Here is a 25751-nt window from a genome sequence, read left to right as displayed (position 1 = left end):
GTGTACATGGAAACAAGATGCGTGCGGGTGCCGCTCTCCTCCGAGCGGCACCCGGCCCGCCGAAATCAGGCGGCGCGCTTCGGCAGCTTCCAGTTCGGTCGCGGGAAGTGGCAGGTGTAGCCCTCCGGGTAGCGCTCCAGGTAGTCCTGGTGCTCCGGCTCGGCCTCCCAGAAGTCGCCGACCGGCTCGACCTCGGTCACGACCTTCCCGGGCCACAGACCGCTCGCCTCGACGTCCGCGATGGTGTCGACGGCGACCTGGCGCTGCGCGTCGTCCACGTAATAGATCGCGGACCGGTAGCTGCGCCCCAGGTCATTGCCCTGGCGGTCCTTCGTGGTCGGGTCGTGGACCTGGAAGAAGAACTCCAGCAGGTCCCGGTAGGTGACCACGGACGGGTCATGGACGATCTCGATGGCCTCGGCGTGGTCGCCGTGGTTACGGTACGTGGCGTTGGGCGTGTCACCGCCGGAGTACCCGACACGCGTCGACAGCACGCCGGGCCGCTTGCGGATCAGGTCCTGCATGCCCCAGAAGCAGCCACCCGCCAGCACTGCCCTCTCGGTTACCTCTGACATACGCCACTCCCTGCACTACCTGACACGACGAACAGATCCAATGAGTGCAACAGAGCGCGACCCACAGATCTTCCAGCTTAGGCCGAGCCCCTAAAGCGAAGCTATCGACCCCCATAAGGCAGCCTTATGTGCCCATAGACCGGACCCGCCTACTTTCTAAGGCTTGCCTTACTTTAGGCTTCCCTACAAGCACTCGTGGCCCGACCAGCACGTACGGACCGCGGGAACCACTCGAAGGGAACCTGAACCATGCCTCGCCCCCTGAGGGTCGCCATCGTCGGAGCCGGCCCCGCCGGCATCTACGCCGCCGACGCCCTGCTCAAGTCCGAAGCGGCCTCCGAGCCGGGGGTGTCCATCGACCTCTTCGAGCGCATGCCGGCGCCGTTCGGCCTGATCCGCTACGGCGTCGCGCCGGACCACCCGCGCATCAAGGGCATCGTGAAGGCCCTCCACCAGGTGCTCGACAAGCCGCAGATCCGACTGTTCGGCAACGTCGACTACCCGCGCGACATCGACCTCGACGACCTGCGCGCCTTCTACGACGCGATCGTCTTCTCCACCGGCGCGACGGCGGACCGGGCGCTCGACATCCCGGGCATCGAGCTCGAGGGCTCGTACGGCGCCGCGGACTTCGTGTCCTGGTACGACGGTCACCCCGACGTCCCGCGCACCTGGCCGCTGGAGGCCGAGAAGGTCGCCGTCCTCGGCGTCGGCAACGTCGCGCTCGACGTCGCGCGCGTGCTCGCGAAGACGGCGGACGAGCTGCTGCCGACCGAGATCCCGGCCAACGTCTACGAGGGCCTGAAGGCGAACAAGGCCCTGGAGGTCCACGTCTTCGGCCGTCGTGGCCCCGCGCAGGCCAAGTTCAGCCCGCTGGAGCTGCGCGAGCTGGACCACTCCCCGTCCATCGAGGTCATCGTCAACCCCGAGGACATCGACTACGACGAGGGCTCGATCGCCGCCCGCCGCAGCGAGAAGCAGACCGACATGGTCGCCAAGACGCTGGAGAACTGGGCGATCCGCGACGAGGGCGACCGCCCGCACAAGCTGTTCCTGCACTTCTTCGAGTCGCCGACCGAGATCCTCGGCGAGGACGGCCGCGTCGTCGGCCTGCGCACCGAGCGCACCGAGCTGGACGGCACGGGCAACGTCAAGGGCACCGGCAACTTCACCAACTGGGACCTCGGCGCCGTCTACCGCGCGGTGGGCTACCTCTCCGACGAACTGCCCAAGCTCCCCTGGGACATCAAGTCCGGCACCGTCCCGGACGAGGGCGGCCGCGTCATCCAGGAGAACGGCGAGCACCTGCAGTCGACGTACGTGACCGGCTGGATCCGGCGTGGCCCCGTGGGCCTCATCGGGCACACCAAGGGCGACGCCAACGAGGCGGTCGCGAACCTGCTCGCCGACCACGCGGAGGGCCGCCTGCAGACGCCGGTCTCGCCCACCCCGGAGTCCGTCGAGGAGTTCCTCGGCGAGCGCGGCGTCCGGTACACGACGTGGGACGGCTGGTACAAGCTGGACGCCGCCGAGAAGGCGCTCGGCGAGCCGCACGGCCGTGAGCGCGTGAAGATCGTGGAGCGCGCGGAGATGCTCGACGCCAGCGAGGCGTGACATGACGGGTGAGGGCCCGGTCGAACTCGGCCGGGCCCTCACCCGTACCCGCGCGTTCCCCTCACCCGTACCCGCGCGTTCAAGGCGTGACGTGCGACGGGATAAAGTGGTCGACAGGTAGATGTAAAACCCACCCACCTAACCCACTCACCTTGTCCGCCGCGGAGGCGCCGTGCCTCAGATCACCGTCGACTACTCGCCCCGACTCACCGACACCCTCGACCGGGCCGCCCTCGCCACCGCGTTGCACGCCCTGGTCGTCGAGGGATCCGGCTCGCGCGGCACCTGCAAGACGTTCTTCCGCGCCGCCACGGAGACGTACGTCGTCGGCAGCGAGCACGACGACGTGCCGGTCGTGCACGTGGAGGTGGCGCTGCTCCCGGGGCGCAGCGAGCGGACCATGACGCGCCTGTCGCAGCGGATTCTGGCGCTGCTCCTGGAGCACGTGGGTGCGGGCGCCGGTGCCGACGTGGTGTGTTCGGCCGAGGTGCGCCCCCTCGCGGCGTACAGCCTGTATCCGACCCGCCGCGAGTTCAGCGCCACGACGGGGTCCCGTCCCGAGCGCCACGGGTGCACCCCCGCCGCCTAGTTCAGCGGTCGCGCCACCTTTCGGACGTCGAAGGACTCCATCTCTTTCCCCGAGCCGTCGACCACCCGCCAGGTGTTGCCCGAGGCCAGGACGAGTTCGTCGCGGCCGTCGCCGTCGACATCGGCGGCGTCCTCGATTCGACCCGAGGGCCGCGGCAGTGAGTGCCACGGCTCGGAACCCAGGCCCGGCGAGGAGCCGCCCCGCAGGATGTCGATCCGGTCGTGCCCGCCCACCCGGTCGTCGTCGCTGCGGACGGCGAGGTCGTCGCAGCCGTCGCCGTTGACGTCGGCGGCCATCAGGTCGATGCCGAAGCCGCCCTTGCGGGCGCCGCCGTCGATGATGACCGGGGCCTCGGGCGCCTTGCCGTAACGGATGGTCACCTTGCCCTTGCGGTCGCGCGGTGCGAACTCGTCGTCCATGGGGACGCCGCTGTCACCGAGGGCGATGTCGGGCCGTCCGTCGCCGTCGAAGTCGCCGACGGCGACGTTCTCGCCGCGCGGCAGCGGTGCGGGCCGCGCGGCGAGCCCGCTCGCGGTGTCCGCTCCCCCGGCCAACACCCGAAGCGCGTCCGGCGCTCCGGGTTTGTACACCAGCAGGTCGGTGGCCCGGTCGCCGGTCACCTCCGCCGCGATCAGCCGAAGGCCGGTGACGGTGTCGGCCGAGCCGCTGTAGGGGTCGGCGCGTTCGGTGATCCTCGCCGGCTTGCCGGTACGGGTGAACGGGCCCTGAAGCACCACGAGGTGACGCTCGTGCAGGCCGGTGCGGTAGGTGGCCAGGTCGACCCGGCCGTCGCCGTCGAAGTCCCCGGCCACCGGCGGGTCCTCGTAGACGTCGTTGCCCTTGCTGATCCGTACCGGCTGTCCCTTGCCCATGTGCGGAAGCGGGATGCGCGCTGCCTTGTGGCCGGGGTCCGGGCCGTGTGCGCCGCCCCACTGCACATGGGCGCTGCCGCCCGCCACGAGGTCGAGGTGGCCGTCGCCGTCCAGGTCGGCGACGGTCGGGCCGCTCTCCCCGTCGGTCATGGAGTCGTGCTCGGGCAGGTCGAAGTCCGTGGGCGTGAACACCGTGCGCTCGCCGGCCCGGGCACCGTGCAGCAGGGCGATCCGGCCGGTCTGGTAGACGTCACCGTTGCCGGCCGGGACACCGAGCGCCAGGTCCGGGCTGCCGTCGCCGTCGAGGTCGGGCGCGGGGGTGCCCGCGCTCTTCGCCTTCGCGGCCGACGCCGCGCAGGCGCTGTCCGGGACCTGCGGGTAACCCTCCTGGTGGCGGGCGCCCGTGGCGGTGCCCAGGACCAGTGCGGTGGCGAGGAGGCCGATGCCCCGTCGCCACCATGGTCCGCGGCGCGGAGGTGCTGTCGGCTCGCATGTCATGTGGCCACTACAACGGATGCACTCGCCCCGTTTCCAGTGCCGAGATCACTCCGTTATGCCCACCCGTGTGTCCGAACCCCCGTCAGCCGAGGCGCTCTTGCAGCCGGGCCACGTTGGCCGCCACGTCGCCGCGCGTGAGGTCGCTGCCGATGCTCACCGAGAAGGCGCCCGCGGCGAGCCACTTGTCGGCGTCGTCCACGCTCACTCCGCCCGTCGCCATGATCCGGGCGCCGGGCAGCACGGAGAGCACGGACTTCAGGTAGGCGATGCCTCCGACGTGCGCGGGGAACAGCTTGGCGACGCCCCGGTCCGCCGCGATGCGCAGCTCGCTCGGGGTGAGACCGCCCTCGACGAGGAGCCGGCCCGCAGCATCGGCGACGGGACGCACCTCGGGCACCTGGAACGGACTCACCAGGAAGTTCGCACCGGCCGCCAGGGCGCGTTCGGCGATCTCTGGCGAAGTGACGGTGCCGAGGCCGAGTGTCACCTCGGGGAACTCCTTCACCCAGCCCGCTACGAGGTCCTCCCAGCCGGGTGTGGTGGCGGTGAACTCGAAGGCGGTGAGGCCGCAGTTCACGAGGGTGCGGGCCACCGCGTCGGCGGTGTCGGCGTCGGCCTCGCGCACGGTCGGGGTGACGCGCGCGGCGCGCAGGGCGTCGATGACTTCGGCGTACATGGTGGACTCCGGTCGGGTACGGGCTGTGGTCATGCCGGGGCCGCGATCTCGGCGAGGGCGTCCAGGGTCGACTCGGCGTCGGCCCCGCGGGCGCGCAGCACGATGGCGTCGCCGCAGCGGATGTTGAGTGTCATCAGCGACAGGACGCTGCGGGCGGGGACCTCGTGGCCGTCCTCCCGCGCGACGGTCACGTCGGAGGAGGCGCGGGAGGCGGTCTGGGCGAAGGCAGCGGCGGGGCGGGCGTGCAGGCCGGCCTCCTCGGTGACCACCAGGCGTCGTTCGACGACGGTCATCGGTTGTTCTCTCCGTCCAGCAGTGCGGTCAGCCGGTCCACCAGCTGTTCCTCTTCGTCGGGGTTCATGGGGCGCGGGTCGATCGCGAGGCGTCCCGTGACGGCGTGATGATCCCTCAAGTAGACGCCGACCGCGGCGAGTTCTGCGGCGAGAGTCGCCGCGTCGCGGCCCGCCGTCCCGGGGTCCACGGTGAGTTCGGTGCGGTGGATGTCGCGTCCCGCCTCGTCGCTGACGACGCGGGTGGTGAGGCCCGGCAGGTCCGCGAGGCGCGCGGCGAGCTTCTCCATGCGCGGCCGGTGCCCGCCGCTCTGGGCGCTGCCGTACTCGCGCAGGGCCTGCACGAGGCCGAAGAGGGTCTCCTTGCCGACCTTCATCGGGCGGGCGATGCCGCCGTACTGGGCCCGGCACGCCGCCATGTGCGCGGCGCTGCCGCAGATCATCCCGGACGTCGGTCCGCCAACGGCCTTGCCGCCGCTGTAGATCACGAGGTCGGCGCCGGTGGCGGGCCAGCGGCGCAGTTCGCCCTCGGCCGCGGCGTCGACGATGACCGGGAGGTCGTGGGCGCGGGCCACCTCGATGGTCTCCGCCAGGGAGACCATGCCCTTCTGCACGGCGTGGTGGGACTGGACGTACAGCAGGGCCGCGGTGCGCGGGCCGATCGCGCCGGCCAGGTGGCCGGCGCTCACCTTGTTCGCGGAACCGACCTCGACGGGGCGGCCGCCGCCGAGCGCGACCATCTGCCGTACGGGCGCGCCGAAGTGGACGGAGTGGCCGCGCGGCAGGATCACCTCGCAGGGGGCGTCGCCCGCGTCGGGCAGGGCTTCGATGCGGGACAGGTCGGTGCCCACGACGACGGCGGCGACCGCGATGGCGATGCCGGAGGCGGCGCCGGTGGTGGGACAGCCGTCCTCGGTGCCGGTGGCACGACCGATCTCGCGGCCGACGGCGGTCAACAGGTCGTCCATGACGACGTGGTTGCGGGCGGCCTCGCCCATCGCGGCGACGACGCCGTCACTGAGGACACTGCCGCCGAGCGCCGTCATCTTGCCGCTGGCGTTGATGGCGGGCGGTGTACCGAGGTCGTGGTGGAGAGATTGCACGGTGCTTCCTCAAGCTCTGAATGGCCCAGGAGGGCGGTCACTTGCCGGGGATCGGGAAGAAGAGGCCCGCGATCATCGCGCCGATGATGGCGCCACCGGTCAGCGGCTTCTGCCACTTGTAGAAGAGCGCGGCGCCGATGGTCGAGCCGATGCCGACGGGCAGCGACGCGGTGGCGGCGGAGATGATGACGAGCGGGCCCAGATAGCGTCCGGCGGAGTTGCCCGCGCCCATCATCACGTCGGCGCCGAACGTGGAGGTGCCGCCCGTCGAGTTCACGGTGGCGCGCCGGATCGCGAGGATCGCGATGCCGATGAGGCCGCCGAGGAGGGCGCCCACCGGGATGGCGAGCCAGAAGTGTTCGAGCGGGGCGGTGAATCCGGCACCGAGCAGCATGGCGGGGATGCCGATGCCGACGCCGGTCTGGAGGGAGCCGCCGATGTCGAGGATGCCGACCATGGGCCCCTCGATGATGCGGGCGAACAGGAAGCCGGCGCCGAAGGCGGCCGCGGCGCCGTAACTGCCGTTCTCCATACCGGCTTTGAGCATGGAGGCGACCGCGACGTCGCTGAACACGCCGGTCCCGTACGTGTAGTAGAGCTGCGTGCCGGTGAAGATGCCGGCGGCCAGGCAGGCCACGAAGACGGGGAAGGCCCATTCGGAGAGCCAGAAGCTGCCCTCGCCCGGCACCTTGGTCAGGAAGCCGCCCTTGGCCCGCTCTTCGCCGGAACCGGAGCCTGAGTTCTGCGCCGGTATGTCGCCCGTGGCGGAGGTTGATGTGTCGGTCATGTCGGTGCCTGCCTCACTCGGGCTTGGTGCCGGTCACGTCGTGGAGGTGCGTGAGCCAGTGCGGGATGTCGACGTTCAGCTGCTGGAGCAGGGTGACGTCGGCCCCGCGCAGGAAGGTGCTGGCCGCGAAGAGCGTGAGCACCACGGCCGCGAGGGACTTGGTGACCTTCGTCCAGCCCAGGTCGTCGACGCCCTTGCCGATGACGATGCCGAGCACGATGCCGGGCACGGCGTTGCCCATCACGAGGTGGCCGAGGCCGCCGAGGACGGTGCCCCAGGCGCCGGCGCGCCGGCCCGCGTCGACGGCGGCCATCCAGAAGATGATCGGCATCACGGGGTTGATCAGCCACTCCGACGCCGGCCCCAGCACCTTGGCCGCGACCTCTTGCAGGGAGTGCGGGATCGAGGCGGCGGTGGTGTTGAGGAGGGTGACCAGGACCATGCCGACGGCCGTGCCGGTGATGGCCATGCGCCGCGGGTTGTGCAGGGTCTCGGCGAGCTTACGGTTCTTGATCATCGCGACCGACGCGGTCCAGTGCGGCACGATGCGGTGGTCCACGTCGGAGGTGAGCGCACCGGTACCGACCGCACTCGACCAGGCGTTGAACAGAAAGCCGAGGCCGAACGAGAAGTGCGCGACCGGGTCGTTCTGACAGGCGTTCAGCTCGCCGAGCGTGCGGAAGGCGCCCATGCCCTGGACCTTCGGCGCGTGGAACATGCGGGCCACGCCCGCGGAGGCGCCGAAGCCGATGAGTCCGCCGATGACGAGGGACTCCAGCAGGACGGTGAGGGTCTCGTTCATCGGGTCACCTCATGTGCAGGGCGTGCTGGACCGGCGAGAGCCGCTCCTCGCGCACCGTGAAGTCGACGGTTTCCAGGTCGAGCGAGGCCACCTGCACCTCGACGCGCAGGGTGAGTTCGAAGCGCTGCCGGGTGCGGGGGAAGAGGAGCCCGAGGAAGCGTTCCGTCCAGCGGTGTTCCACGGCCGAGGCGACCTCGAGTTCGAGGGGCTCGACGCGGAAGCACACGCCGTCGGTCACCTTGTCGACCGCGGACTGCACCTGCCCGATGGCGGTGGCGAACGCCTTGTCCCTGGTGGGCCCGGAGCCGGTGAGCCGCAGGGTGTGGCGGGTCTGCTTCACGAGGCGTCCTCCCCCAGCTTCTTGAGGAGCGCCTGGGTGACCTTGAAGCCCAGTTCCTCGCTGTCGAGGAAGCCGAAGCCGAGGACGGTGCGGCCCTGTTCCACGGCGGTCACCCCGGCCTGCGCCGAGCGCATGCCGAACTCGATGTCGTGGCCGTACTTGGCCTTGGCGGTGACCGCTCCCGCGCCACCGCTGCCGCAGAAGGAGATGCCGAGCGCGGCGCCCTCCGCGGCCATCACGTCGCCGACCTTCATGTCGGCGCCGGGGCCCGCGATGAGGACGGGTTCGCCGCCCGCCGCGCGTACGCCGTCGGCGACGGCCTGGCCCTTGCCGAGCCGGTGTCCGATCACGATCTTGACTGTCATGGCGGTGCTCCTTGGTGGGTGGGGTCAGGCCTGAGGGGTGGACTGGGTCTGGAGCTGTGCCGCCGCCTCGAAGTGCAGGGCGAGCAGCAGGACTTCGGTGTCTCCCGCGAGGAATTCGCGCGGGGCGCAGTAGGTGTCGATGAGGGTGCGGGCGGACACGATGCGTTCGGCGCGCAGTTCGGAGGCGAGTTCCGGGTCGAGCGGGTCGAGGTGTTCGGCGGTGCGCACCCGGCGGACGAAGGCGAGCGCGTGCACGGCGAGGGCGAGCACCCGTGTCTCGTCGAAGACGATCCCGGCGACCTGCGCGTGGGCCAGCGCGAGCGGAAGGAACTCCGCCAGGTCGGCCCTGTCCTCGTCCATGACGGGCTGCGTGGTGTCGTGGACGGCCGTCGCGAGCCGTTCGATCAGGGGCGTGCTCATTCACGGGCCTCTCGGTGGTTCGGTGGAGCGGTTGGTGGGTGGGACTCAGCCGGTGGGGGTCCCGGGGGTGTGGAGGCGTCCGGCGCGCACCGTCCGGGCCGCCTCCAGCTGGGTGTGGGTGGTACGTGTGTCGCCGTCGGCGTCGGTCAGTACGGCGGTGCGCTCGACGAGGCGCAGCAGCGTCAGATCGGCGGCGCCGCCGACGCGCAGGGTGCCCAACTCGTCCCCCAGGCCGAGGACTTGGGCGGGGTGCAGCGTCGCGCAGCGGATCACCTGGTGCGGGTCGAGGCCGAGCCCGAGCAGCTTGTTGAGCGTGGTGACGAGCGAGTGGACCGGTCCCTCGACATTGCCCACGTGTACGTCGGTACTGATGGTGTGCGGGAAGAAGCCGGCGGCGAGGGCCCGTTCGGCTGTGGCGAAGTTGAGGCTCGCGCTGCCGTGACCGACATCGAGCCGCACCCCGCGCGCCACGGCCCGGCGCGCGGCGTCCTCGCTGCCGAAGAGGCCGCCGGGCTTGCCATGGAAGGCGTGTGTGACGACGTCGCCCTCGCCGAGCAGGTCCAGTACATCGGCGAGGCGCGGCGGCTCGTTCCCGACGTGCACCATGACCGGCCGGCCCACTCGCGCGGCGACCCGCTTCGCGGCCCGCAGGGGTTCGAGGCCACTGTCACCGAGGACCGAGGAGCTCATCCGCACCTTGATGCCTCGCACCCGGTCGGGGTGCTCGCGCAGCAGCTTCTCGGTGGCCGCCTCGTCGATGTCGCCGGGGCCGCCCGCGAGTTCGGTGCGGCCGTGGACGAGGCCGTGCCGGGAGATGTTGAGCCAGCTCAGGACGCGGGTCGCGGCAACGGTGACAACGTTGCCTGCGAAGTCGTCCCAGTGGTCGCTGCCACAACTGCCCGCGTCCACCACGGTGGTGACACCTTGATCGACGCCGACCGTGTCCGCCGGCACACCGAGCGCGGTGCGGGGCGCGTAGACATGTGAGTGGAGGTCGATCAGGCCGGGTGCCACGAGCAGTCCCGTGGCGTCGACGCGCACCTGTCCGGCCAGCGTGCCGGGCTCCCCGATCGCGACGATGCGGCCATCCTGCACGGCGAGGTCACCGGCGAAGGGCTCCGCGCGCAGGGGGTCGGCCAACAGCCCACCCGAGACGACGAGATCGAATCGTTGCGGACCTGCGGAAGGAGCTGAGTGCACAGCCATGGACGGCGACCTTTCCCGGCATGAGAGTAGTGCGTACGACGACGGGCGCAGTGGAGCGCGGCTGGGCGCACCGCTGCTGGACACCCGAGTTGAGGACCCAAGAACGTTCCGTGGAGTAGAATGACGTTCCGTTCTGCGGATCGAGTGGAAACATAGCCCGCGTCTCCTCGGAGGGTCAATGGAAGCGAGCAAGCCCGCGAATTCCGTCGTCAAGGCGCTTCGAGTACTGCACGCGGTGGCGCGTGCGGACGGACCGCACCGGCTCGGCGACATCGCGGAGCGCTCCGGTGTCTCCAAGGCCAGCACGCACCGGGTCCTCGCCACACTCGTCGAGGAGGGATACGCCGCCGCCGACGGCGAGGGCCGCTACGGCTGCGGCAACCACCTGCGCGCGATGGCCGCGCAGGTGCTGGCCGACGACGCGGTCGGCATCGACGCCGTGCTGCGCGCGCTGCAGCAACGCCTGGGCCAGGCCGTGCACTTGGCGGTGCCGAGCGGGGACCACGCCACGTACACGCACAAGGTCGACCCGGGCCACGCCTACCGCATCGCCACCGACGTCGGGGCCCCGCTGCCGCTGCACGCGACCGCCGCGGGCAAGGCCCTGCTGGCCCATCTTCCGCCCGAGGAGGCCGCCGCCGTCCTCGACCGCACCGGACTGCCCGCCCGCACGCCTCACACGCACACCGATCGGGCGTCCCTCGTCAAGGAGTTGGCCATGATCCGCGATGCCGGGTACGCCACCGACTACGAGGAGGCGGACGCGTCGATCTGCTCGATCGCGGCCCCGGTCCTCGAAGCGGACGGCACACCGGTCGGCGCCGTCTCGGTCTCCTCGCTCACCTTCCTCGTCACCGAGGAGCAACTGGGCGGGTTCGCCCCGGCGGTGCGGCAGGCGGCAGAGGACGTGTCCCGCCGTCTGTGACCAGGTCCCCGACGACACACCGGAGCCCCTCCACACCAGGTGTGGAGGGGCTCGTCCCGGTGGTGTCGCCACCCGGTGTCACGGCGGGACTCAGGCGGCGCACCCGCACTGCCCACAACACCCCAGCCAGCGGCGCAGGGTGGCGTGCACGGCGTCCGGGAGCGCGCTGAGCTGGTCGATCGCCTCCGTGTCACCGGGCGAGGGCGCGATGCCCGACGCGGTGAGCACAGCGTTCAGTTCGAGGCGGCGCATGTCCTTCGCGTCGATCCGGGAGGACAGGCGGTGCGCCGGGTTCGGCGGGGCCAGCAGCCAGTCGTCGGCCCAGTCGGTGGCGCAGATCTGCTCTTCGTCCAGCCCGGTCGTGATGGTGTGCATGCCGGCCTCCTTCGTGGCGTACGCCGTTGTCTCGAAGGCAGAGAGCGACGGGGGCCGTGCGCCGGTTGCGGCCGGGGCCGAGGATCACACGAAGGGCTCAATGCGCGGGTTATCACGCATTTCCGGCCTCCCCGGGTCGGTCCCTCTCGTCGAGGAACAGTTCCAACTCCCGGTCCATCGCGCCCTGATCGGCCTCCGCCCCGAACGGGACGAGGGCGTGGCTGCGCTCCAGATAAGTGAGCAGCGCCCGGTGCCCCATGACGAAGCGCGCCGGTTCGCCGGCGCGCGCGTCGCGGATCTCGATCTCCACGCCGAGGGGCTCGCCCTCCTGCGCCACGGGCCGCACCGTGACATCGCCGATACCGGCCGCGCCGGTGAGTCCCGCGGAGAGCAGATCGCGGGACAGCACCCAACTCCCGCCGCGCGCCGAGCCCTTGGGCACGACGATCCGGACGACCAAGGGGTCGTCCGCGCTGTACTGCAACTGGACCTCGCACGCGAGCCGCTCGCCGTCCGGGTAGGCGAGAACTCCCGTCGCCAGCGCCTCCAGGCGCCCATACGTGTGCCGTTCGTCAGGGCTCACCCTGACCCACCTCATCCCTGCTGTCGCACCTGTGCGGGAGCACTCATCACTCCTTGCCCCGCACCCGGCGGCACTGCCGGACACGTGGGTCGCCCGGCCCATCACCGCTCCCGCCGGACTGTGCTGTCGCCCGACAAGGGCGACATACCAAACCTTAGGCCAAGGGACATACAACCCGTGGCATATGCGCGAATGACCAGGCAGCCTTCACAACCAGTTCGACGTGAGAGGTAGACACCGCAGAAACGTTCGATCACACCGCTCCCCCGCGGCGTCGATCAGACGTCGTCCTCCGCACAGGGCAGGTGGGTGTCACCGTCCGACCAGTGGTTGATCCAGCCACAAGCGCCGCACGCATAGCGTCCGTTGATGCCTGCCACCACGGTTCCGCAGCCACCGCACTGCTTCTCGGTGACCTGCTGCCCGGAGAGGAAGGCGGCAGCGGCCACTGCCGTCTCCACGTTCTGGTCATGCGACACGTCCATGAGCCGCCCCTACCCAGCTTCCACCGGCTCAACATCCCTGGGGCACATTCTGTTCGGTACGACTTACTGTCCGGTATACGTGAACGGCACACGCGTCCACTGTCGAGCCCTGGGAGGCCCCATGCCCACGTCCGCCCGGATCCAAGCCGGATCCGTCGTCGAGGACTTCACCCTGCCCGACGAGACGGGGGCGCCCACTTCGCTGTCGTCCCTGCTCTCCGACGGGCCGGTCGTGCTCTTCTTCTACCCGGCCGCGCTCACCCCCGGCTGCACCGCGGAGGCCTGCCACTTCCGGGACCTGGCGGCGGAGTTCGCGGCGGTCGGCGCGCGCCCCGTGGGGATCAGCTCCGACGCCGTCGAACGCCAGCGGGAGTTCACGCAACGGCACACGCTCGGGTTTCCGCTGCTGTCCGACCCGGAGGGCGAGGTGCGCGGCCGGTTCGGGGTGGCGCGCGGCTTCGGCCCGCTGCCGACCAAGCGCGCCACGTTCGTCATCGGCACCGACCGGCAGGTCCTCGAGGTGGTCCGCAGCGAGTTCAGGATGAGCGCGCACGCGGACCGGGCTCTCGAGGTGTTGCGTACGAAGGCGGGTTGAGGAGCTGTCCTCGCCAGGGCCCGTCGTCGAACTTCCGTCGTCCTACGAAGGGCAGGCGGGAGTTCGACGACAGGCTCTAGCTCCGTCCGCGCACCAGCAGATACACGAAGTACGGCGTGCCGACGACGGCCGTCATCAGGCCCGCGCCCAGCTGCGCCGGGGCGATCACGGAGCGACCCAGCAGGTCCGCGACGCAAACCAGGGCCGCGCCCAGGAGCATCGCGACGGGCACGACGCGCACGTGCCTGCGCCCGACCAGGGCGCGGGCCGCGTGCGGCGCGACGAGGCCCACGAAGCCGATCGTGCCCGCGGCGGCGACGGCCGTGGCGCTGACCAGCACGCTGAGTACCAGGAAGCCGAGGCGGCCGCGCGCGAGGTCGAGGCCGAGGAGGCGCGGCGTGTCCGCGTCGAGGGAGACGAGGTCGAGCTCCTTGCGCCGGGCGACCGCGATGACGGCGCCTACGACGAGCACGGCCGCGACCGGCAGGACATCCGGGAGGCTGCGCCCGTACGTCGAACCGGACAGCCACACCAGGGCCTTGGTCGCGCTGAACCGGTCGGTGAGCACGATCAGGAGACTGATCAGGGCCGCCGTCCCCGACGCCGTGCCGATGCCGATCAGGACGAGCCGACTCTGCTGGAACCCGCCCTTGGCCGCGAGACCGAAGACGACCGCGGAGGTGATGCCCGCGCCCACGAACGCCGCCGCGGCGATGGACCACGAACCGGCGCCGGGCACCGTGGTGACCAGCAGGACCGCACCGAGCGCCGCGCCGCCGGAGACGCCGAGGACGCCGGGTTCCGCGAGCGGGTTGCGGGTCACGGACTGCACGAGGGTGCCGGACAGGGCGAGCGCCGCGCCGGCGCACAGCGCGGCCAGGACGCGCGGCACCCGGGTGTCGAGGACGAACGTGATGGCCTGACCGGCCTGCCCGCCCGCCCAGTTGACGACGTCGCCGAGCAGCAGGGTGCTGTCGCCGAGGAGCACGCCCGCGACGGCCGTGCCGACCAGCACCGCCGCCAGGCCGGCCACGGTGACCGCGAACACCCTGCGGCTCGGGATGCGCAGCCGGTCCGGGGGCGCGGCGGCCTCCCCGTCCCGCAGCCGCAGCGCCATCACGACCAGGAACACCGCGCCGACGACGCTGGTGACCACGCCCGTCGGCACGGTGACCGCCACCTGGGCGGACGTCACGGCGCGCAGCAGCAGGTCGGAGCCGAGCACGAGCGCGGCGCCGACGAGGCCCGCGACGGGGATGCGCACCCGGTGCCGTACGAGCGAACGCACGCGGCGGGCCACCGGCCTGACCAGCGCCGGGGCGCACAGGCCCACGAAACCGATCGGTCCGGCCAGGGTGACGGCGGCCGCCGAGAGGAGCGCGGCGAGCACGACGGCGGTGACGCGGGTGCCGCGCACCGGGATGCCGAGGCCGCGCGCCGCGTCGTCCCCGAGGGCAAGCCCGTCGACGCGGCGGGCGAGCAGCACCAGGCCGATGAGCGCGACGACCACGAGGGGCGCCATGCGGGCCACGCCCGCGAAACCGTTCTGGGCGATGCTGCCCTGGTTCCACTGGTAGAGGCCCTCGGTCTGTTCCGGGAAGAGCAGGATCAGCGACTCGGTGACGGCGTTGAGGCCGAGGGCGAGGGCACTGCCCGCGAGGACCAGACGGACGGTGGTGGCGCCGCGGCCGGCGAGGCCGAGCACGACGGCGGCCGCGGCGAGTCCGCCGACGAGGGCGACCGCGGAGGACGCGAACACGGAGACGGTCGCCCCGGTGGCCGCGAGCACGCCGAGCGCGAGGTACGAACCGGCGTTGACGGCGAGGGTGTCGGGCGAGGCGAGCACGTTGCGGCTCACCGCCTGCAGCACGGCGCCGGCCGCGCCGAGCGCCACGCCGACGAGCAGTCCGGCCACCATGCGCGGCAGCCGGGAGGCGACGACGACGGAGGCGTCGCCCGCCTCGGCCTGCCCGGTGAGGGCCTGCCACACCTGGTGCGCGCCGACGTCGGCCGTGCCGTAGGTGATGTCGACGACGGCGAGTACGGCGACGAGCAGCGCGAGCCCGGCCGTCACCCCGACGGCGCCGAAGGACGGCGCCGTCAGAGTGCGGGGAGGTGAGGTGACGGCCACGTGCCTACTTCTTCGTCAGGGCGGCGACGACGCCGTCGATGTAGTGCTCCATCGACTTCGGCCCGCCGAACAGCCAGGTACCGTCGGCCAGTCGGTGCACGTCGCCGGCCTTCACGAAGGGCAGCGAGGTCCACACGGAGTTGTCGGCGAGGTCCTTGGTGAAGACGTCGGAGCCGCCGGCCTTCTTGTTGCCGATGTACGTGAACCGCACGTCGTCGCCGAGCCCGGTGAGGCCCTCGACGTCGGTGGTGGCCAGGCCGTAGTCCTTGTCGCCCTTGACCTTCCAGGCGTTCTTCAGGCCGAGGTCCTCGTTGACGGAGCCGAGCAGCGAGGTGCTGGTGAAGGCGCGCACGGAGACCTGGTTGGAGGCGGAGTAGCCGTCGGCGGTGGCGATCCTCGAGCCGTCGGCGCCCGCGTCCTTGAGCGCCTTCTTGCCCTCGGCGAGCTTCGACTCGTACGCCTTCTTGGCGGCCTTGGCCTCGTCCTCCTTGCCGGTGGCCTTCGCGATGGTGTCGAGGGTCTCGAACATCGTGCCGACCTGGTCGGCGCCGTCGGCCGACTTGACCGTGAGCACCGGGGCGATCTTCTTCATCTGCTTGATCGCGGACGCCGACAGGTCGTTCGTGGCGATGATGAGGTCCGGGGTGAGGCCCGCGATGCTGTCCATGCTGGGCTCGCCCCGAGTGCCGACGTCCTTGGGCGAGTTGGTGAGCGGCGCGGCGGTGTCCCACGCCTTGTAGCCCTTGACGTCGGCGACACCGGCCGGGTCGACGCCGAGCGTGACGAGGGACTCGACGACGTTCCACTCGGTGCCGACGATCTTGGTGGCCGGACCGTCCAGGCTCACCTTGGAGCCGTCTCCACCGGTCACGGTGATCTTCTCGGACTTGGCGTCGGAGCCGGTCTTGGCAGGCTCGGAGGTGCCACAGGCGGAGAGGACGAGGGCCGCTGCGGCGGCCGATGCGGCGACGATCAGGGGGCGTCTCATGAGGTGCTCTGGAGCCTTTCGCTTCTGCTGTGGTGACGGCCTATCGCGCGGGTGCGCAGCCGTCCGGTGAAGGGGTCGGTGTCGACATCGACGCGGATGCCGTACGTCTCGGTGAGGCGCTCGGAGCGCAGTACGTCCTCGGGGGCGCCGTCGGCGATGACGCGGCCGTCGCTGAGCAGCGCGATCCGGTCGGCGACGGCGGCGGCCTGGTCGAGGTCGTGCAGGACGACGCCGACGGCGATGCCGCCGTCGTCCGCCAGGTCCCGCATGAGGTCGAGGAGTTCGATCTGGTAGCGCAGGTCGAGGTAGGTGGTCGGCTCATCGAGGAGGAGCACGCCGGTCTGCTGGGCGAGGCAGCTCGCCAGCCACACGCGCTGCAACTGCCCGCCGGAGAGCTGGTCGACGCCCCGGTCCGCGAGTGTCTCGACCCCGGTCATCGCGAGGACCTGCGCGACGACCTCGGCGCCGTCGGCGTCGGCCTGCCCCCACCGTCCGCGGTAGGGGTAGCGGCCGAACTCGACGACGTCGCGCACGGTGAGCCCGCCCGGTGTGGGCCGGCTCTGCGTCAACAGGGCGACGCGGCGGGCGAACTGGCGGGCGGTGAGGTCGAAGCCGTCGGCGGCGTCGGACGTTCCCGCGTCGAGGCTCAGCGTGCCGTGCCGGGGCTTCTGCAGCCGTGCGATGGTCCGCAACAGCGTGGACTTGCCGCTGCCGTTGGGACCGACGAGGGCGGTCACTTCGCCGGGCTTGAGGACGAGGGCCGCGTCATGCACGACGTCGACTCCGTCATACGACACGGTCACATGCTCGGCCGACAGTTCGTGACCGCGCGGACGAGGGGCGCTACCTGCGCGTTCACCAGATCTCACGCCCTGAAGGTTAGCCTAACCTTACCTCTCGGGGAACCCCGGGTGCCGCCTCCCCGATCCGGGCCGATCATGAATGGATCTCGCATGCGGGGTAGTCGGACAGCGCAGCTCATTCAGCCCGAAGTCCGAAGGGAGACACGCACCATGGCTCTGCGGAGCAACCCGAAGTACACCGTCCCCGGCCTCGACGTGACCGAGGCGGGCGAGCTCATCGACATCCTGCAGCTGCGCCTGCACGCGCTCAACGATCTGCACCTCACGCTCAAGCACATCCACTGGAACGTCGTCGGACCGCACTTCATCGCCGTGCACGAGATGGTCGACCCGCAGGTCGACAAGGTCCGCGCGATGGCGGACGAGGTGGCGGAGCGCGCCGCGACGCTCGGCGGCGTCAGCCACGGCACACCCGGCGTGCTCGTCGCCGCGCGGACCTGGGAGGACTACAGCGTCGGCCGGGCGGACGCGATCGCCCATCTCGGCGCCCTCGACATCGTCTACACCGGCCTCCTCGAGGACGTCCGCAAGGCGGTCGAGCAGACCGGCAGGATCGACCTGGCCACCCAGGACCTGCTGATCGGACAGCTGCGCGAGCTCGAGAAGTTCCAGTGGTTCGTCCGCGCCCACCTCGAGACGGCGGGCGGCGCCCTGCGCACCGGTGACGCCGACACCGAGACGGAGGCGGCACACCAGGCCGTACGGTGAGGCCCACGAGCCCGAACGTGTGACTGCGCCCCGCCGGTGCACCCCGCGCACCACCGCGTGTGCCTACCGTAGGAGTTCGTCAATTGTTGAGTCGACGCGGCACAGCGCCGCGTCGACCGTGAGGAGCTCTCATGTCCGACGATCCCATGTCCGACGAAGAGCCGCAGCGCACACGGAAGTTGGGCGTCGAGATGCGGCAGGTGTCGCTGGACGACGGCAGCGTGATGACGATCGTGTGCGACGCGGGCCTGTCCGAGGCGGATGTGCGCTCGCACGCCACACGGATCGCCGAGGACAACCGGCGGCAGTAGCGGGCCCGCCGCTTTCTTGAGCAGCGGGCCCGCCGCCTTCTTGCCTCAGAGGCAAGCAAAATGCCAGGGCTTCAACATTCTGTTTATGATCACCGGGCCCCCGCTACCCCTGCCCGGAGATCGCATGTCCACGCCCCCGTCCGCCGTCCCCCGCCCCCATCCGCTGCACGCCCTGCGGGCGACCGTCTTCGCGATCGGCGCCCTGCTGGTGCTCGTCGGCGTCGGCGTGCTGCTGCGGCAGCCGCTCCTGATACCCCCGCTCGCCGCGAGCGCCGCCCTGGTGCACGGCGCGCCCGGACTGCCGATCTCGCAGCCGCGCAATCTCGTCGGGGGCCAGCTGATCTCCGCCGCCATCGGGTTCGGGACGCTCGCGGTGACGGGGAGCAACGGATGGGGCGCGGCCGTCGCTGCCGGGCTCTCGCTGGGGGCGATGATGCTCACGCACCTCTCCCACTCCCCCGCGGCCGCCACCTCGGTGATCGTCGTGCTGCAGGCCCCGCACCCCGTCCCCTTCCTCTCCCTCCTCGCGCTCGGCACCGCGCTGCTGGTCCTGATCGGACTGCTGCCGGGCCGGATCGGCGGACACCCCGTCCGCTACCCATTGAGCTGGTGACCGGGCGTCCGTAGCTGTTAGTGTTCTTGGACCTTTCGCCTCTTGAGGGGAACGAACATGGCGGTGGACGACGACATCTCCGGGTGAATACCCGGCTCTGACAGGCCAGTGGCCGGTGCGCTGACGCACCGCCTCGGTGGCCTCACAGTCGTCCCCCTTTCCTGTTCCGGGCAGCCGTATCGGCCTGCCCGTCTCCCACGCGAGGTCTGCTTCCGTGTCCGACGCTTCCGTCGTCTGCTCGAACCTGTCCTTCTCCTGGCCCGACGACACCCCTGTGTTCGACGGCCTGTCCTTCTCCGTGCCGTCCGGCCGCACCGGGCTCGTGGCCCCGAACGGCGCGGGCAAGAGCACCCTCCTCAAGCTGATCGCCGGTGAGCTGCGGCCCACCGGCGGCTCGGTGACCGTGCACGGCGTGCTCGGTCACCTCCCTCAGAACCTGCCGCTGGCCGGCTCGCTCACCGTGGCCGAGGTGCTCGGTGTCGCCGAGATCGTCCGGGCCCTGGACGCCGTCGAGTCGGGGGATGTGAGCGAGGAGCACTTCACCGTCATCGGCGACGACTGGGACATCGAGGAGCGCACCCGCGCCGAACTCGACTCCCTCGGCCTCGGCGCCCTCGATCTCGACCGGCGCCTCGACACGCTCAGCGGCGGGCAGATCGTCTCCCTGGGCCTGGCCGCCCAACTGCTGCGCCGGCCGGATGTGCTGCTCCTCGACGAGCCGACCAACAACCTCGACCTCGACGCCCGCCGCCACCTCTACGACGTGCTGGAGCGCTGGAACGGCTGCCTGCTGCTCGTCAGCCACGACCGTGCGCTCCTGGACCGGATGGAGCGGATCGCCGAACTGCACCACGGCGAACTGCGCTGGTACGGGGGCAACTTCACCGCGTACGAGGAGGCGGTGGGCGCGGAGCAGGACGTCGCCGAGAAGAACGTCCGCAACGCCGAGCAGGAGGTGAAGCGGGAGAAGCGGGAGATGCAGCAGGCCCGCGAGCGTGCCGAGCGCCGCGCGAGCAACGCCGCGCGCAACCTGAAGAGCGCCGGACTGCCCAAGATCTTCGCCGGGACCATGAAGCGCGGCGCCCAGGAGTCCGCGGGCCGGGCCGGTCAGACGCACGCGGCCCGCGTCGGCGACGCGAAGGCACGACTCGACGAGGCGGAGCGCGCCGTGCGCGACGATCCGCGCCTCGTCCTCGATCTGCCCGACACCAAGGTGCCCGCGGGCCGCACCCTCGTCCTCGCCGAGCACGCACAGGTCCGCCGGGGCGAGCAGGACCTGTTCGTCGCCGGGGGTGTCGACTTCGCGGTGCGAGGTCCCGAGCGCATCGCGCTGACGGGTCCCAACGGAGCGGGGAAGACCACCCTGTTGCGGCTCGTGAGCGGCGACCTCCGGCCGAGCGGCGGCAGCGTGAAGCGCGCAGACGGCCGGATCGCCTATCTGTCGCAGCGTCTGGACCTGCTCGACCCCGAGCGCACCGTCGCGGAGAACTTCGCCGCGTTCGCGCCGGGGCGCCCCGAGGCGGAGCGGATGAATCTGCTGGCCCGGTTCCTGTTCCGCGGCCCGCGCGCCCAGCTGCCGGTCGGGGTGCTCTCCGGCGGGGAGCTGCTGCGGGCCACCCTGGCCTGCGTGCTGTGCGCGGAGCCGGCCCCGCAGCTGCTGCTCCTCGACGAGCCGACGAACAACCTCGACCTGGTCGGCGTCGGCCAGCTGGAGAGCGCGCTCGCCTCCTACCAGGGCGCGTTCATCGTGGTCAGCCACGACGAGCGGTTCCTTGCGCGGATCGGAGTGGAGCGCGGACTGCGGCTCGCGGGCGGCGGGCTGACCGAGGTGGGGGCGCCCGAGATGTGACCCGTCGGCGTGACGACATGGCCCGTCCCGAGGCGTACGCCCGGCGGGCCCCACGGCTGCTCACGTCGAACGGAACTCACCTCATGGCCCAGCCCGCCCTCATCGCCCACGACCTGACCCGCACCCTCGGCACCCGCCGCGTCCTCGACGGTGTGTCGCTCACCGCCGCCCCCGGTCGCCGCATCGGCCTGATCGGCGAGAACGGGGTCGGCAAGTCGACCCTGCTGCGCCTTCTCGCCGGCGACGACACCCCCGACTCGGGCAGCGTCGTCCGGCCGCCCGACCTCGGCTTCCTCGAGCAGGAGGCGCCGTACGACGCCACGACGACGATCGCGGACGTGCTGGACGACGCGCTGCGCGAGACCCGGGCCGAACTCGCCGAGCTCGACCGGCTCGGCGATCAGCTCGCCAGGACTCCGGAGGACTCCGACACCTACGCCGAACTGCTCGACACCTATGGGCAGTTGCTCGAGCGCGCCCGGGAGCACGAGGTATGGGACACGGACCGGCGCGCCGAGATCACCCTCGCCGGTCTCGGCCTCGGGACGTTCGCGCACACCCGCACCCTGGGTTCGCTCTCCGGCGGCCAACGCGGACGGCTCGCCCTGGCCGCGCTGCTCGTACGCCGTCCCACCGCACTGCTGCTCGACGAGCCGACGAACCATCTCGACGACGACGCCGCGCTGTTCGTCGAGGAACAGGTGCGGGCGCTGCCCGGCGTGGTCGTCCTCGCCAGCCACGACCGGGCGTTCCTCGACGCCGTCTGCACGGACCTCGTCGACCTCGATCCGGCGGTGGACGGCCCCGTGCGGTTCGGCGGCAACTACAGCGCCTACCGCGCGGAGAAGCGGGCCGAGCGGGAGCGGTGGGAGCGGCGATTCGCCGAGGAGCAGGAGGAGTTGGCAGCGCTGCGGCACTCGGCCGGTGTCTCGGCGCGCCGCGTCGCCCCCGACCGCGGGCCGCGCGACAACGAGAAGATGGGCTACGGCAAGCGCGCCAACCGGGTGCAGAGCCAGATCTCGCGCCGGGTCCGCAATGCCACCCGCCGCCTCGAGGACCTGGAGCGCACGCAGGTCGCCGCGCCCCCGCCGCCGCTGCGCTTCCGGCCCGACCGCCTCGCCGACATGTCCGCCGAAGACATGTCGGTCGAGGACATCGACGCACCGCTCGTGTCCCTGCGGGCGGTCGAGGTCCCCGGGCGGCTGACCCTGGACCTGCTCGACGTGACACCCGAGGACCGACTGCTGGTCACCGGCGCCAACGGCACAGGGAAGTCGACCCTGTTGGCGGTCCTCGCCGGGCAGTTGACGGCGCGGGGCGGCACACATCGACGCCCGGGCCTTTCGGTGGGGCTGCTCGCGCAGGACTCCGTGTTCGCGCGGCCCGGGCGCACCGCCCGGGACACGTACGCGCAGGAACTCGGGTTCGCGCGGGCCGAGGCGGTGCCGCTGGCCGGGCTCGGGCTGCTGCGCACGGCCGACCTCGACCAGCCCGTGGGCCAGCTGTCGGTCGGCCAGCGGCGCCGGCTCGCGCTCGCGCTGCTCGTGGCGAACCCGCCGGAGCTGCTGCTGCTCGACGAGCCGACGAACCACCTGTCCCCCACGCTGTGCGACGAGTTGGAGGACGCGCTGGGCGCGGGCCCCGGCGCCATCGTCGTCGCCTGCCACGACCGCTGGCTGCGCGAGCGCTGGAAGGGCCGCGAGATCCGGCTCTCCCGCGAGGGGTGAGCGCGCGACCTACCAGCGGTTCCGGTGCAGCACCTCCTCGACCGGCCTGCGGCGCACCGGGCCGAAGCGGCCGAGCGGCCATCCGACCGGGATGGCCGCGAACGTCCGCATGTCGTCGGGGATGCCGAGCGCGGCCTTCCACTCGTCCTCCAGCATCAGGTGCCAGATGGTGATGTTGGCGGCGAGACCGAGGCCGCGCGCGGCGAGCAGCAGGTTCTGTACGCCGGGGTAGACGCAGGAGCCCTCCGCGAGTGCGGCGAAGCGCTCCTGCGTGCTCGCCAGCGCGGCGGCCGCCGTGGGGCCGAGCGCGGTGACCGAGGCCTGCAGGCCCTCCTCGTCGACGCGGGACGGCGGGAACTGGTAGCAGGGGATGACGAGCGCCGGTGTCTCGGCGAAGTGGTCGCGCTGGTACTCGATGGCTGCGACCATGCGCCCGTACGCCGCTTCGTCCATGCCCTCGGGCGCGTACTTGCCGGTGGTCGCCAGATAGGCGTCCACACAACGTGTCCACAAAGGTGCCAGTTCCGCCATAACTGCCGGGTCGGTGACCACGACGTACTCGTAGCGCTGCATATTGCCGCCACTGGGCCCCCACACGGCTGCCTGAATCAGCCTTTCCAGCAGCTCGTCGGAAATTGGTTCCGGGCGCAGCCGGCGCATGGCGCGCATCGTGGCCATGGTGCCGAACAGGCTTGTGTCGTCGGCGATTTGGGGTGTCTCGGTGTCTGTGGTGACTTGATTCATGATCGCGAGTCTAGGGGTGTCATTCACGCCAAAACACCCCCATCTTTCGCCCATCCTTCGAGCCGAAACACTCAGTTAACCCACGAGCCACCTTTGCAGAGTTAACCTGGCTCTTGACCAGCAGTTGACCGTACGTTGGCGATCTCTTGGTGAGAGATGCGCGAGGGGGGAACATGTCCCGAGGTGGGAGGAAGCGCACGGCGATGGCCTTTGTCATCGCCCTGCTGCTGTCGCTTCCCCTGCTCGCGTCCGGACATTCGTTCGCGTCCGCACATACCTCGGTCGCGACACCCGCCGACACGAAGGCCTGTCACGGCGACGGGACGGAGCCCCAGAGGCCCGCCGAAGCGGTCCGCACCCGCGACCGCCATCGCACGGCGTCGGGCTCGAGCCAACTGCCCTGCCCCTGCGCCGAGTCACCCGTGCCGGACGTCACCTCCGCGTCGGCGACCGCGCCGCACGCCTCGTACGCCCGCCCGGACAGATCCATCGACGAGCTGACAGCGGCGTCCCTTCAGATCTTCCGCTGCTGATTCCCGACAGTTGCCGTTCCCACCTGTCCTGCCCGTCCGACGCGCCCCTGCCGGCGCGCCAGGAGGAATCACCACACATGCAGCCCCTCATCGACAACGCCCGCACGTTTGGCCAGCGCCCTGAGGAGTTCGCCAGTCACGCCGACGGCCAGTCCCCGCAGGTCCTCTTCATCACCTGCTCCGACTCTCGCGTCGTGCCGGCCCTGATCACGGGCGCGCGCCCCGGTGAGCTCTTCGAGCTCCGCACCGCGGGCAACATCGTGCCCCCGTACGCCGGCGGCACCCCCTGCGGGGAGACCGCCACCATCGAATACGCCGTGGAAGTCCTCGGCGTCCAGGACATCGTCGTGTGCGGGCACTCGCACTGCGGGGCGGTCGGCGCGCTGGTGCGCGGCGACGACCTCGAGGCCGTGCCCGCCGTCCGGGACTGGCTCGCGCACGCCGCGGACGAGCCCGGAGGCTGCGACCCGGCCGACGTCACGGTCTCCTCGGCCGTCCAACAGCACGTCCTCGCCCAGCTGCTGCGGCTGCGCTCCTACCCGTGTGTGGAGCGCCGGCTCGCCGACGGCCGCCTCACGCTGCGCGGCTGGTACTACGAGGTGCACACCGGCGGCGTCCGCGAACACCGTGTCGACACCGACACGTTCGAGACTCTGTGAGCGCCACCATGACTGAAACCACCCCCCACACCCCAACCCCGAAGTTCCCTCATCTCAAGGCGGACTTCACCGCCTCGCTCGTCGTGTTCCTCGTGGCACTTCCGCTGTGCGTCGGCGTGGCCGTCGCCTCGGGTGTGCCCGCGGAACTCGGCCTGATCACCGGCATCGTCGGCGGCATCGTCACCGGCCTGATGCGCGGCAGCAGTCTCCAAGTGTCGGGCCCGGCAGCCGGGTTGACCGTCCTCGTGTACGAAGCGGTGCAGGAGTTCGGCCTTCCGATACTCGGCGTCATCGTCCTCGCGACCGGCGTGCTGCAGATCGCCATGGGCGCTCTGAAGGTGGGCCGGTACTTCCGGGCCATCTCGGTCTCGGTCGTCGAGGGCATGCTCGCCGGCATCGGCCTGGTCCTGATCGCGGGCCAGATGTACTCGGTCCTCGACGCCAAGGCCCCGGAGTCGGGGCTCGGCAAGATAGCCGGGCTGCCGGAAGCCTTCATCGACACGCTCGGCAGCACCCGGGCGCTGGCCTCGCTCGCCCTCGGCGCCGGTACCGTCCTGATCCTGGTGTTCTGGAAGTACATGCCGCGCAAGGCGCGCGTCGTTCCGGGACCGCTCGCCGCGGTGGGCCTGGCGATGCTGGCGGCGTTCGTGTTCAACGCACCCGTCGCCATGGTCGAGGTCAACGGCCTGATCGGTTCGATCCAGCCGCCGCCCCTCGGCTCGTTCGGCGAGCTCGCCACCGTCGGTGTGCTCGGCACGATCGTGGCGTTCACCCTGATCGCGTCCGCCGAGTCACTGTTCAGCGCGGCCGCCGTGGACCGGATGCACGACGGTCCGCGCACCCAGTACGACAAGGAACTGCTCGCGCAGGGCGCGGGCAACGCGGTGTGCGGCGTGCTCGGCGCGCTGCCGATGACCGCGGTGATCGTGCGCAGCTCGGCCAATGTGCAGGCGGGCGCCAGGACGAAGGCGTCGCGGGTCATGCACGGCGTCTGGCTACTGCTGTTCGCGGCGCTGCTGCCGGCGCTGCTCGCCTACATCCCGATCCCGGCCCTCGCGGGCGTGCTGGTGCACGCCGGGGCGAAGCTGGTGCCCGTACGGGCCCTGGTGAAGCTCTGGCGCGACCATCGCGGTGAGGCGCTGATCCTGGTCGTCACCGCGGTGTCGATCGTGGCGATCAGCATGTTCGAGGGCGTGCTCATCGGCCTCGCCCTGTCGGTCATCAAGACCGCCTGGGACGCCTCGCACGTCAAGCTGGAGGTCATAGACAAGGGAGCGGGCCCGATCCAGGCACACCTGACGGGCAACGCGACCTTCCTGAAGCTGCCGAAGATCCTCGACAGCCTGGAGGCGCTCCCGCAGGACCGCCCGGTCGAACTGAACCTGAGCGGGGTCCACCACCTGGACCACGCGTGCCGCACGGCTCTGGAGAACTGGGCCGAACGGCACAGCTCCGCGGAGACGGAGCCGGTGAAGGTCACCTCGGCCTGATCCAATTCAGACGCATCGGCCCCGACTCCCGTGTT

30 protein-coding genes are annotated in these 25751 nt (G+C 71.2%); 12 read left to right on the top strand and 18 right to left on the bottom strand.

Annotated elements, in window-relative coordinates; genetic code table 11:
- Nucleotides 1-65: 65 nt before the first annotated feature.
- Nucleotides 66-575 carry a peptide-methionine (S)-S-oxide reductase MsrA gene (gene msrA, locus OG746_RS26100; protein ID WP_266718427.1) on the bottom strand — a complete coding sequence of 170 codons (510 nt, stop codon included), beginning with the start codon at nt 573-575 and terminating at the stop codon, nt 66-68.
- 249 nt (nt 576-824) lie between these two features.
- Here msrA and OG746_RS26095 point away from each other — a divergent pair, with 249 nt between their 5' ends.
- Nucleotides 825-2189: an FAD-dependent oxidoreductase gene (locus OG746_RS26095; RefSeq protein WP_266718426.1), complete on the top strand. Its 1365-nt coding sequence runs from the start codon at nt 825-827 to the stop codon at nt 2187-2189.
- 172 nt (nt 2190-2361) lie between these two features.
- Nucleotides 2362-2778, top strand: coding sequence for a tautomerase family protein (locus OG746_RS26090; RefSeq protein WP_266718425.1), 417 nt, complete (start codon nt 2362-2364; stop codon nt 2776-2778).
- Here the strand turns inward: OG746_RS26090 and OG746_RS26085 are convergent.
- From OG746_RS26085 to OG746_RS26040, 10 genes are all read right to left on the bottom strand, one after another.
- Nucleotides 2775-4148 carry an FG-GAP repeat domain-containing protein gene (locus OG746_RS26085; protein WP_266718424.1) on the bottom strand — a complete coding sequence of 458 codons (1374 nt, stop codon included), beginning with the start codon at nt 4146-4148 and terminating at the stop codon, nt 2775-2777. The genes OG746_RS26090 and OG746_RS26085 overlap by 4 nt on opposite strands.
- An 82-nt stretch (nt 4149-4230) precedes the next feature.
- Nucleotides 4231-4857, bottom strand: a complete 627-nt coding sequence (locus OG746_RS26080) for a bifunctional 4-hydroxy-2-oxoglutarate aldolase/2-dehydro-3-deoxy-phosphogluconate aldolase (RefSeq protein WP_266718423.1) — start codon at nt 4855-4857, stop codon at nt 4231-4233.
- Nucleotides 4854-5117, bottom strand: coding sequence for an HPr family phosphocarrier protein (locus OG746_RS26075; RefSeq protein WP_266718422.1), 264 nt, complete (start codon nt 5115-5117; stop codon nt 4854-4856). The genes OG746_RS26080 and OG746_RS26075 overlap by 4 nt, the downstream gene beginning before the upstream one ends.
- On the bottom strand, nt 5114-6217 hold the full coding sequence (locus tag OG746_RS26070; RefSeq protein ID WP_266718421.1) for a DgaE family pyridoxal phosphate-dependent ammonia lyase: 1104 nt from the start codon (nt 6215-6217) through the stop codon (nt 5114-5116). The genes OG746_RS26075 and OG746_RS26070 overlap by 4 nt, the downstream gene beginning before the upstream one ends.
- 37 nt (nt 6218-6254) lie before the next feature.
- On the bottom strand, nt 6255-7004 hold the full coding sequence (locus OG746_RS26065; RefSeq protein WP_266718420.1) for an EF_0833/AHA_3914 family membrane protein: 750 nt from the start codon (nt 7002-7004) through the stop codon (nt 6255-6257).
- A 13-nt stretch (nt 7005-7017) separates the two neighbouring features.
- Nucleotides 7018-7806, bottom strand: coding sequence for a DUF4311 domain-containing protein (locus OG746_RS26060; protein WP_266718419.1), 789 nt, complete (start codon nt 7804-7806; stop codon nt 7018-7020).
- Between the two features lie 4 nt (nt 7807-7810).
- Complete coding sequence (locus tag OG746_RS26055) at nt 7811-8146, bottom strand: DUF4312 family protein (protein WP_266718418.1); 336 nt, start codon at nt 8144-8146, stop codon at nt 7811-7813.
- Nucleotides 8143-8511: an SFCGS family glycine-rich protein gene (locus OG746_RS26050; protein WP_266718416.1), complete on the bottom strand. Its 369-nt coding sequence runs from the start codon at nt 8509-8511 to the stop codon at nt 8143-8145. Before OG746_RS26050 ends, OG746_RS26055 begins: the two co-directional genes overlap by 4 nt.
- Nucleotides 8512-8535: 24 nt before the next feature.
- Nucleotides 8536-8931, bottom strand: coding sequence for a hypothetical protein (locus OG746_RS26045; RefSeq protein ID WP_266718414.1), 396 nt, complete (start codon nt 8929-8931; stop codon nt 8536-8538).
- Nucleotides 8932-8976: 45 nt separating this feature from the next.
- On the bottom strand, nt 8977-10137 hold the full coding sequence (locus tag OG746_RS26040; RefSeq protein ID WP_266718412.1) for an amidohydrolase/deacetylase family metallohydrolase: 1161 nt from the start codon (nt 10135-10137) through the stop codon (nt 8977-8979).
- 178 nt (nt 10138-10315) lie between these two features.
- On the opposite strand from OG746_RS26040, the gene OG746_RS26035 reads away from it, so the two are divergent.
- Nucleotides 10316-11062: an IclR family transcriptional regulator gene (locus OG746_RS26035; RefSeq protein ID WP_266718410.1), complete on the top strand. Its 747-nt coding sequence runs from the start codon at nt 10316-10318 to the stop codon at nt 11060-11062.
- Nucleotides 11063-11152: 90 nt separating this feature from the next.
- Here the strand turns inward: OG746_RS26035 and OG746_RS26030 are convergent, their stop codons facing one another.
- From OG746_RS26030 to OG746_RS26020, 3 genes are all read right to left on the bottom strand, one after another.
- A complete protein-coding gene (locus OG746_RS26030) occupies nt 11153-11437 on the bottom strand; it encodes a hypothetical protein (RefSeq protein ID WP_266718409.1) in 285 nt (94 codons plus the stop codon).
- Nucleotides 11438-11549: 112 nt separating this feature from the next.
- A complete protein-coding gene (locus OG746_RS26025) occupies nt 11550-12020 on the bottom strand; it encodes an SsgA family sporulation/cell division regulator (RefSeq protein ID WP_266718408.1) in 471 nt (156 codons plus the stop codon).
- 278 nt (nt 12021-12298) lie between these two features.
- Nucleotides 12299-12505, bottom strand: a complete 207-nt coding sequence (locus tag OG746_RS26020; protein ID WP_266718406.1) for a hypothetical protein — start codon at nt 12503-12505, stop codon at nt 12299-12301.
- A gap of 121 nt (nt 12506-12626) precedes the next feature.
- Here OG746_RS26020 and OG746_RS26015 point away from each other — a divergent pair, with 121 nt between their 5' ends.
- Nucleotides 12627-13100 carry a peroxiredoxin gene (locus OG746_RS26015; RefSeq protein ID WP_323179659.1) on the top strand — a complete coding sequence of 158 codons (474 nt, stop codon included), beginning with the start codon at nt 12627-12629 and terminating at the stop codon, nt 13098-13100.
- Between the two features lie 76 nt (nt 13101-13176).
- On the opposite strand, the gene OG746_RS26010 is transcribed toward OG746_RS26015, so the two are convergent.
- Genes OG746_RS26010 through OG746_RS26000 form a run of 3 tightly spaced genes read right to left on the bottom strand, consistent with a single transcriptional unit; the run spans nt 13177 to nt 17088 of the window.
- A complete protein-coding gene (locus tag OG746_RS26010; protein WP_266718404.1) occupies nt 13177-15231 on the bottom strand; it encodes an iron ABC transporter permease in 2055 nt (684 codons plus the stop codon).
- A 4-nt stretch (nt 15232-15235) separates the two neighbouring features.
- Nucleotides 15236-16219, bottom strand: coding sequence for an ABC transporter substrate-binding protein (locus OG746_RS26005; RefSeq protein ID WP_266718402.1), 984 nt, complete (start codon nt 16217-16219; stop codon nt 15236-15238).
- Nucleotides 16216-17088, bottom strand: coding sequence for an ABC transporter ATP-binding protein (locus OG746_RS26000; RefSeq protein WP_266718400.1), 873 nt, complete (start codon nt 17086-17088; stop codon nt 16216-16218). The genes OG746_RS26005 and OG746_RS26000 overlap by 4 nt, the downstream gene beginning before the upstream one ends.
- A gap of 144 nt (nt 17089-17232) precedes the next feature.
- On the opposite strand from OG746_RS26000, the gene OG746_RS25995 reads away from it, so the two are divergent.
- From OG746_RS25995 to OG746_RS25975, 5 genes are all read left to right on the top strand, one after another.
- Entirely contained in the window at nt 17233-17790 is a 558-nt protein-coding gene (locus tag OG746_RS25995; protein ID WP_266718398.1) for a Dps family protein, read from the top strand.
- Nucleotides 17791-17921: 131 nt separating this feature from the next.
- Nucleotides 17922-18101, top strand: coding sequence for a hypothetical protein (locus OG746_RS25990; protein ID WP_266718396.1), 180 nt, complete (start codon nt 17922-17924; stop codon nt 18099-18101).
- Nucleotides 18102-18225: 124 nt separating this feature from the next.
- Nucleotides 18226-18714 carry an HPP family protein gene (locus tag OG746_RS25985; RefSeq protein ID WP_266718395.1) on the top strand — a complete coding sequence of 163 codons (489 nt, stop codon included), beginning with the start codon at nt 18226-18228 and terminating at the stop codon, nt 18712-18714.
- A 214-nt stretch (nt 18715-18928) separates the two neighbouring features.
- The gene (gene abc-f / locus OG746_RS25980) at nt 18929-20563 is read left to right on the top strand and encodes a ribosomal protection-like ABC-F family protein (protein WP_266718394.1); all 1635 of its coding nucleotides are present in this window, start codon (nt 18929-18931) and stop codon (nt 20561-20563) included.
- An 83-nt stretch (nt 20564-20646) separates the two neighbouring features.
- The gene (locus OG746_RS25975) at nt 20647-22290 is read left to right on the top strand and encodes an ABC-F family ATP-binding cassette domain-containing protein (protein ID WP_266719202.1); all 1644 of its coding nucleotides are present in this window, start codon (nt 20647-20649) and stop codon (nt 22288-22290) included.
- A 9-nt stretch (nt 22291-22299) separates the two neighbouring features.
- On the opposite strand, the gene OG746_RS25970 is transcribed toward OG746_RS25975, so the two are convergent.
- Nucleotides 22300-23034 carry a nitroreductase family protein gene (locus OG746_RS25970; protein ID WP_266718392.1) on the bottom strand — a complete coding sequence of 245 codons (735 nt, stop codon included), beginning with the start codon at nt 23032-23034 and terminating at the stop codon, nt 22300-22302.
- A gap of 203 nt (nt 23035-23237) precedes the next feature.
- On the opposite strand from OG746_RS25970, the gene OG746_RS25965 reads away from it, so the two are divergent.
- The 3 genes from OG746_RS25965 (at nt 23238) to OG746_RS25955 (ending at nt 25716) form a co-directional block, all read left to right on the top strand.
- Nucleotides 23238-23567 (top strand): hypothetical protein, encoded by a 330-nt coding sequence (locus tag OG746_RS25965; RefSeq protein WP_266718390.1) that lies wholly within the window; start codon nt 23238-23240, stop codon nt 23565-23567.
- Nucleotides 23568-23644: 77 nt separating this feature from the next.
- The gene (locus tag OG746_RS25960) at nt 23645-24226 is read left to right on the top strand and encodes a carbonic anhydrase (protein WP_266718388.1); all 582 of its coding nucleotides are present in this window, start codon (nt 23645-23647) and stop codon (nt 24224-24226) included.
- Between the two features lie 8 nt (nt 24227-24234).
- The gene (locus tag OG746_RS25955) at nt 24235-25716 is read left to right on the top strand and encodes a SulP family inorganic anion transporter (protein ID WP_266718386.1); all 1482 of its coding nucleotides are present in this window, start codon (nt 24235-24237) and stop codon (nt 25714-25716) included.
- Nucleotides 25717-25751: the final 35 nt, after the last annotated feature.

Source organism: Streptomyces sp. NBC_01016, from assembly GCF_026341035.1.
Lineage (GTDB): Bacteria > Actinomycetota > Actinomycetes > Streptomycetales > Streptomycetaceae > Streptomyces.
The sequence above is the reverse complement of the archived record's forward strand: the minus strand, read 5'-3'. Positions and strand labels throughout refer to the sequence as shown.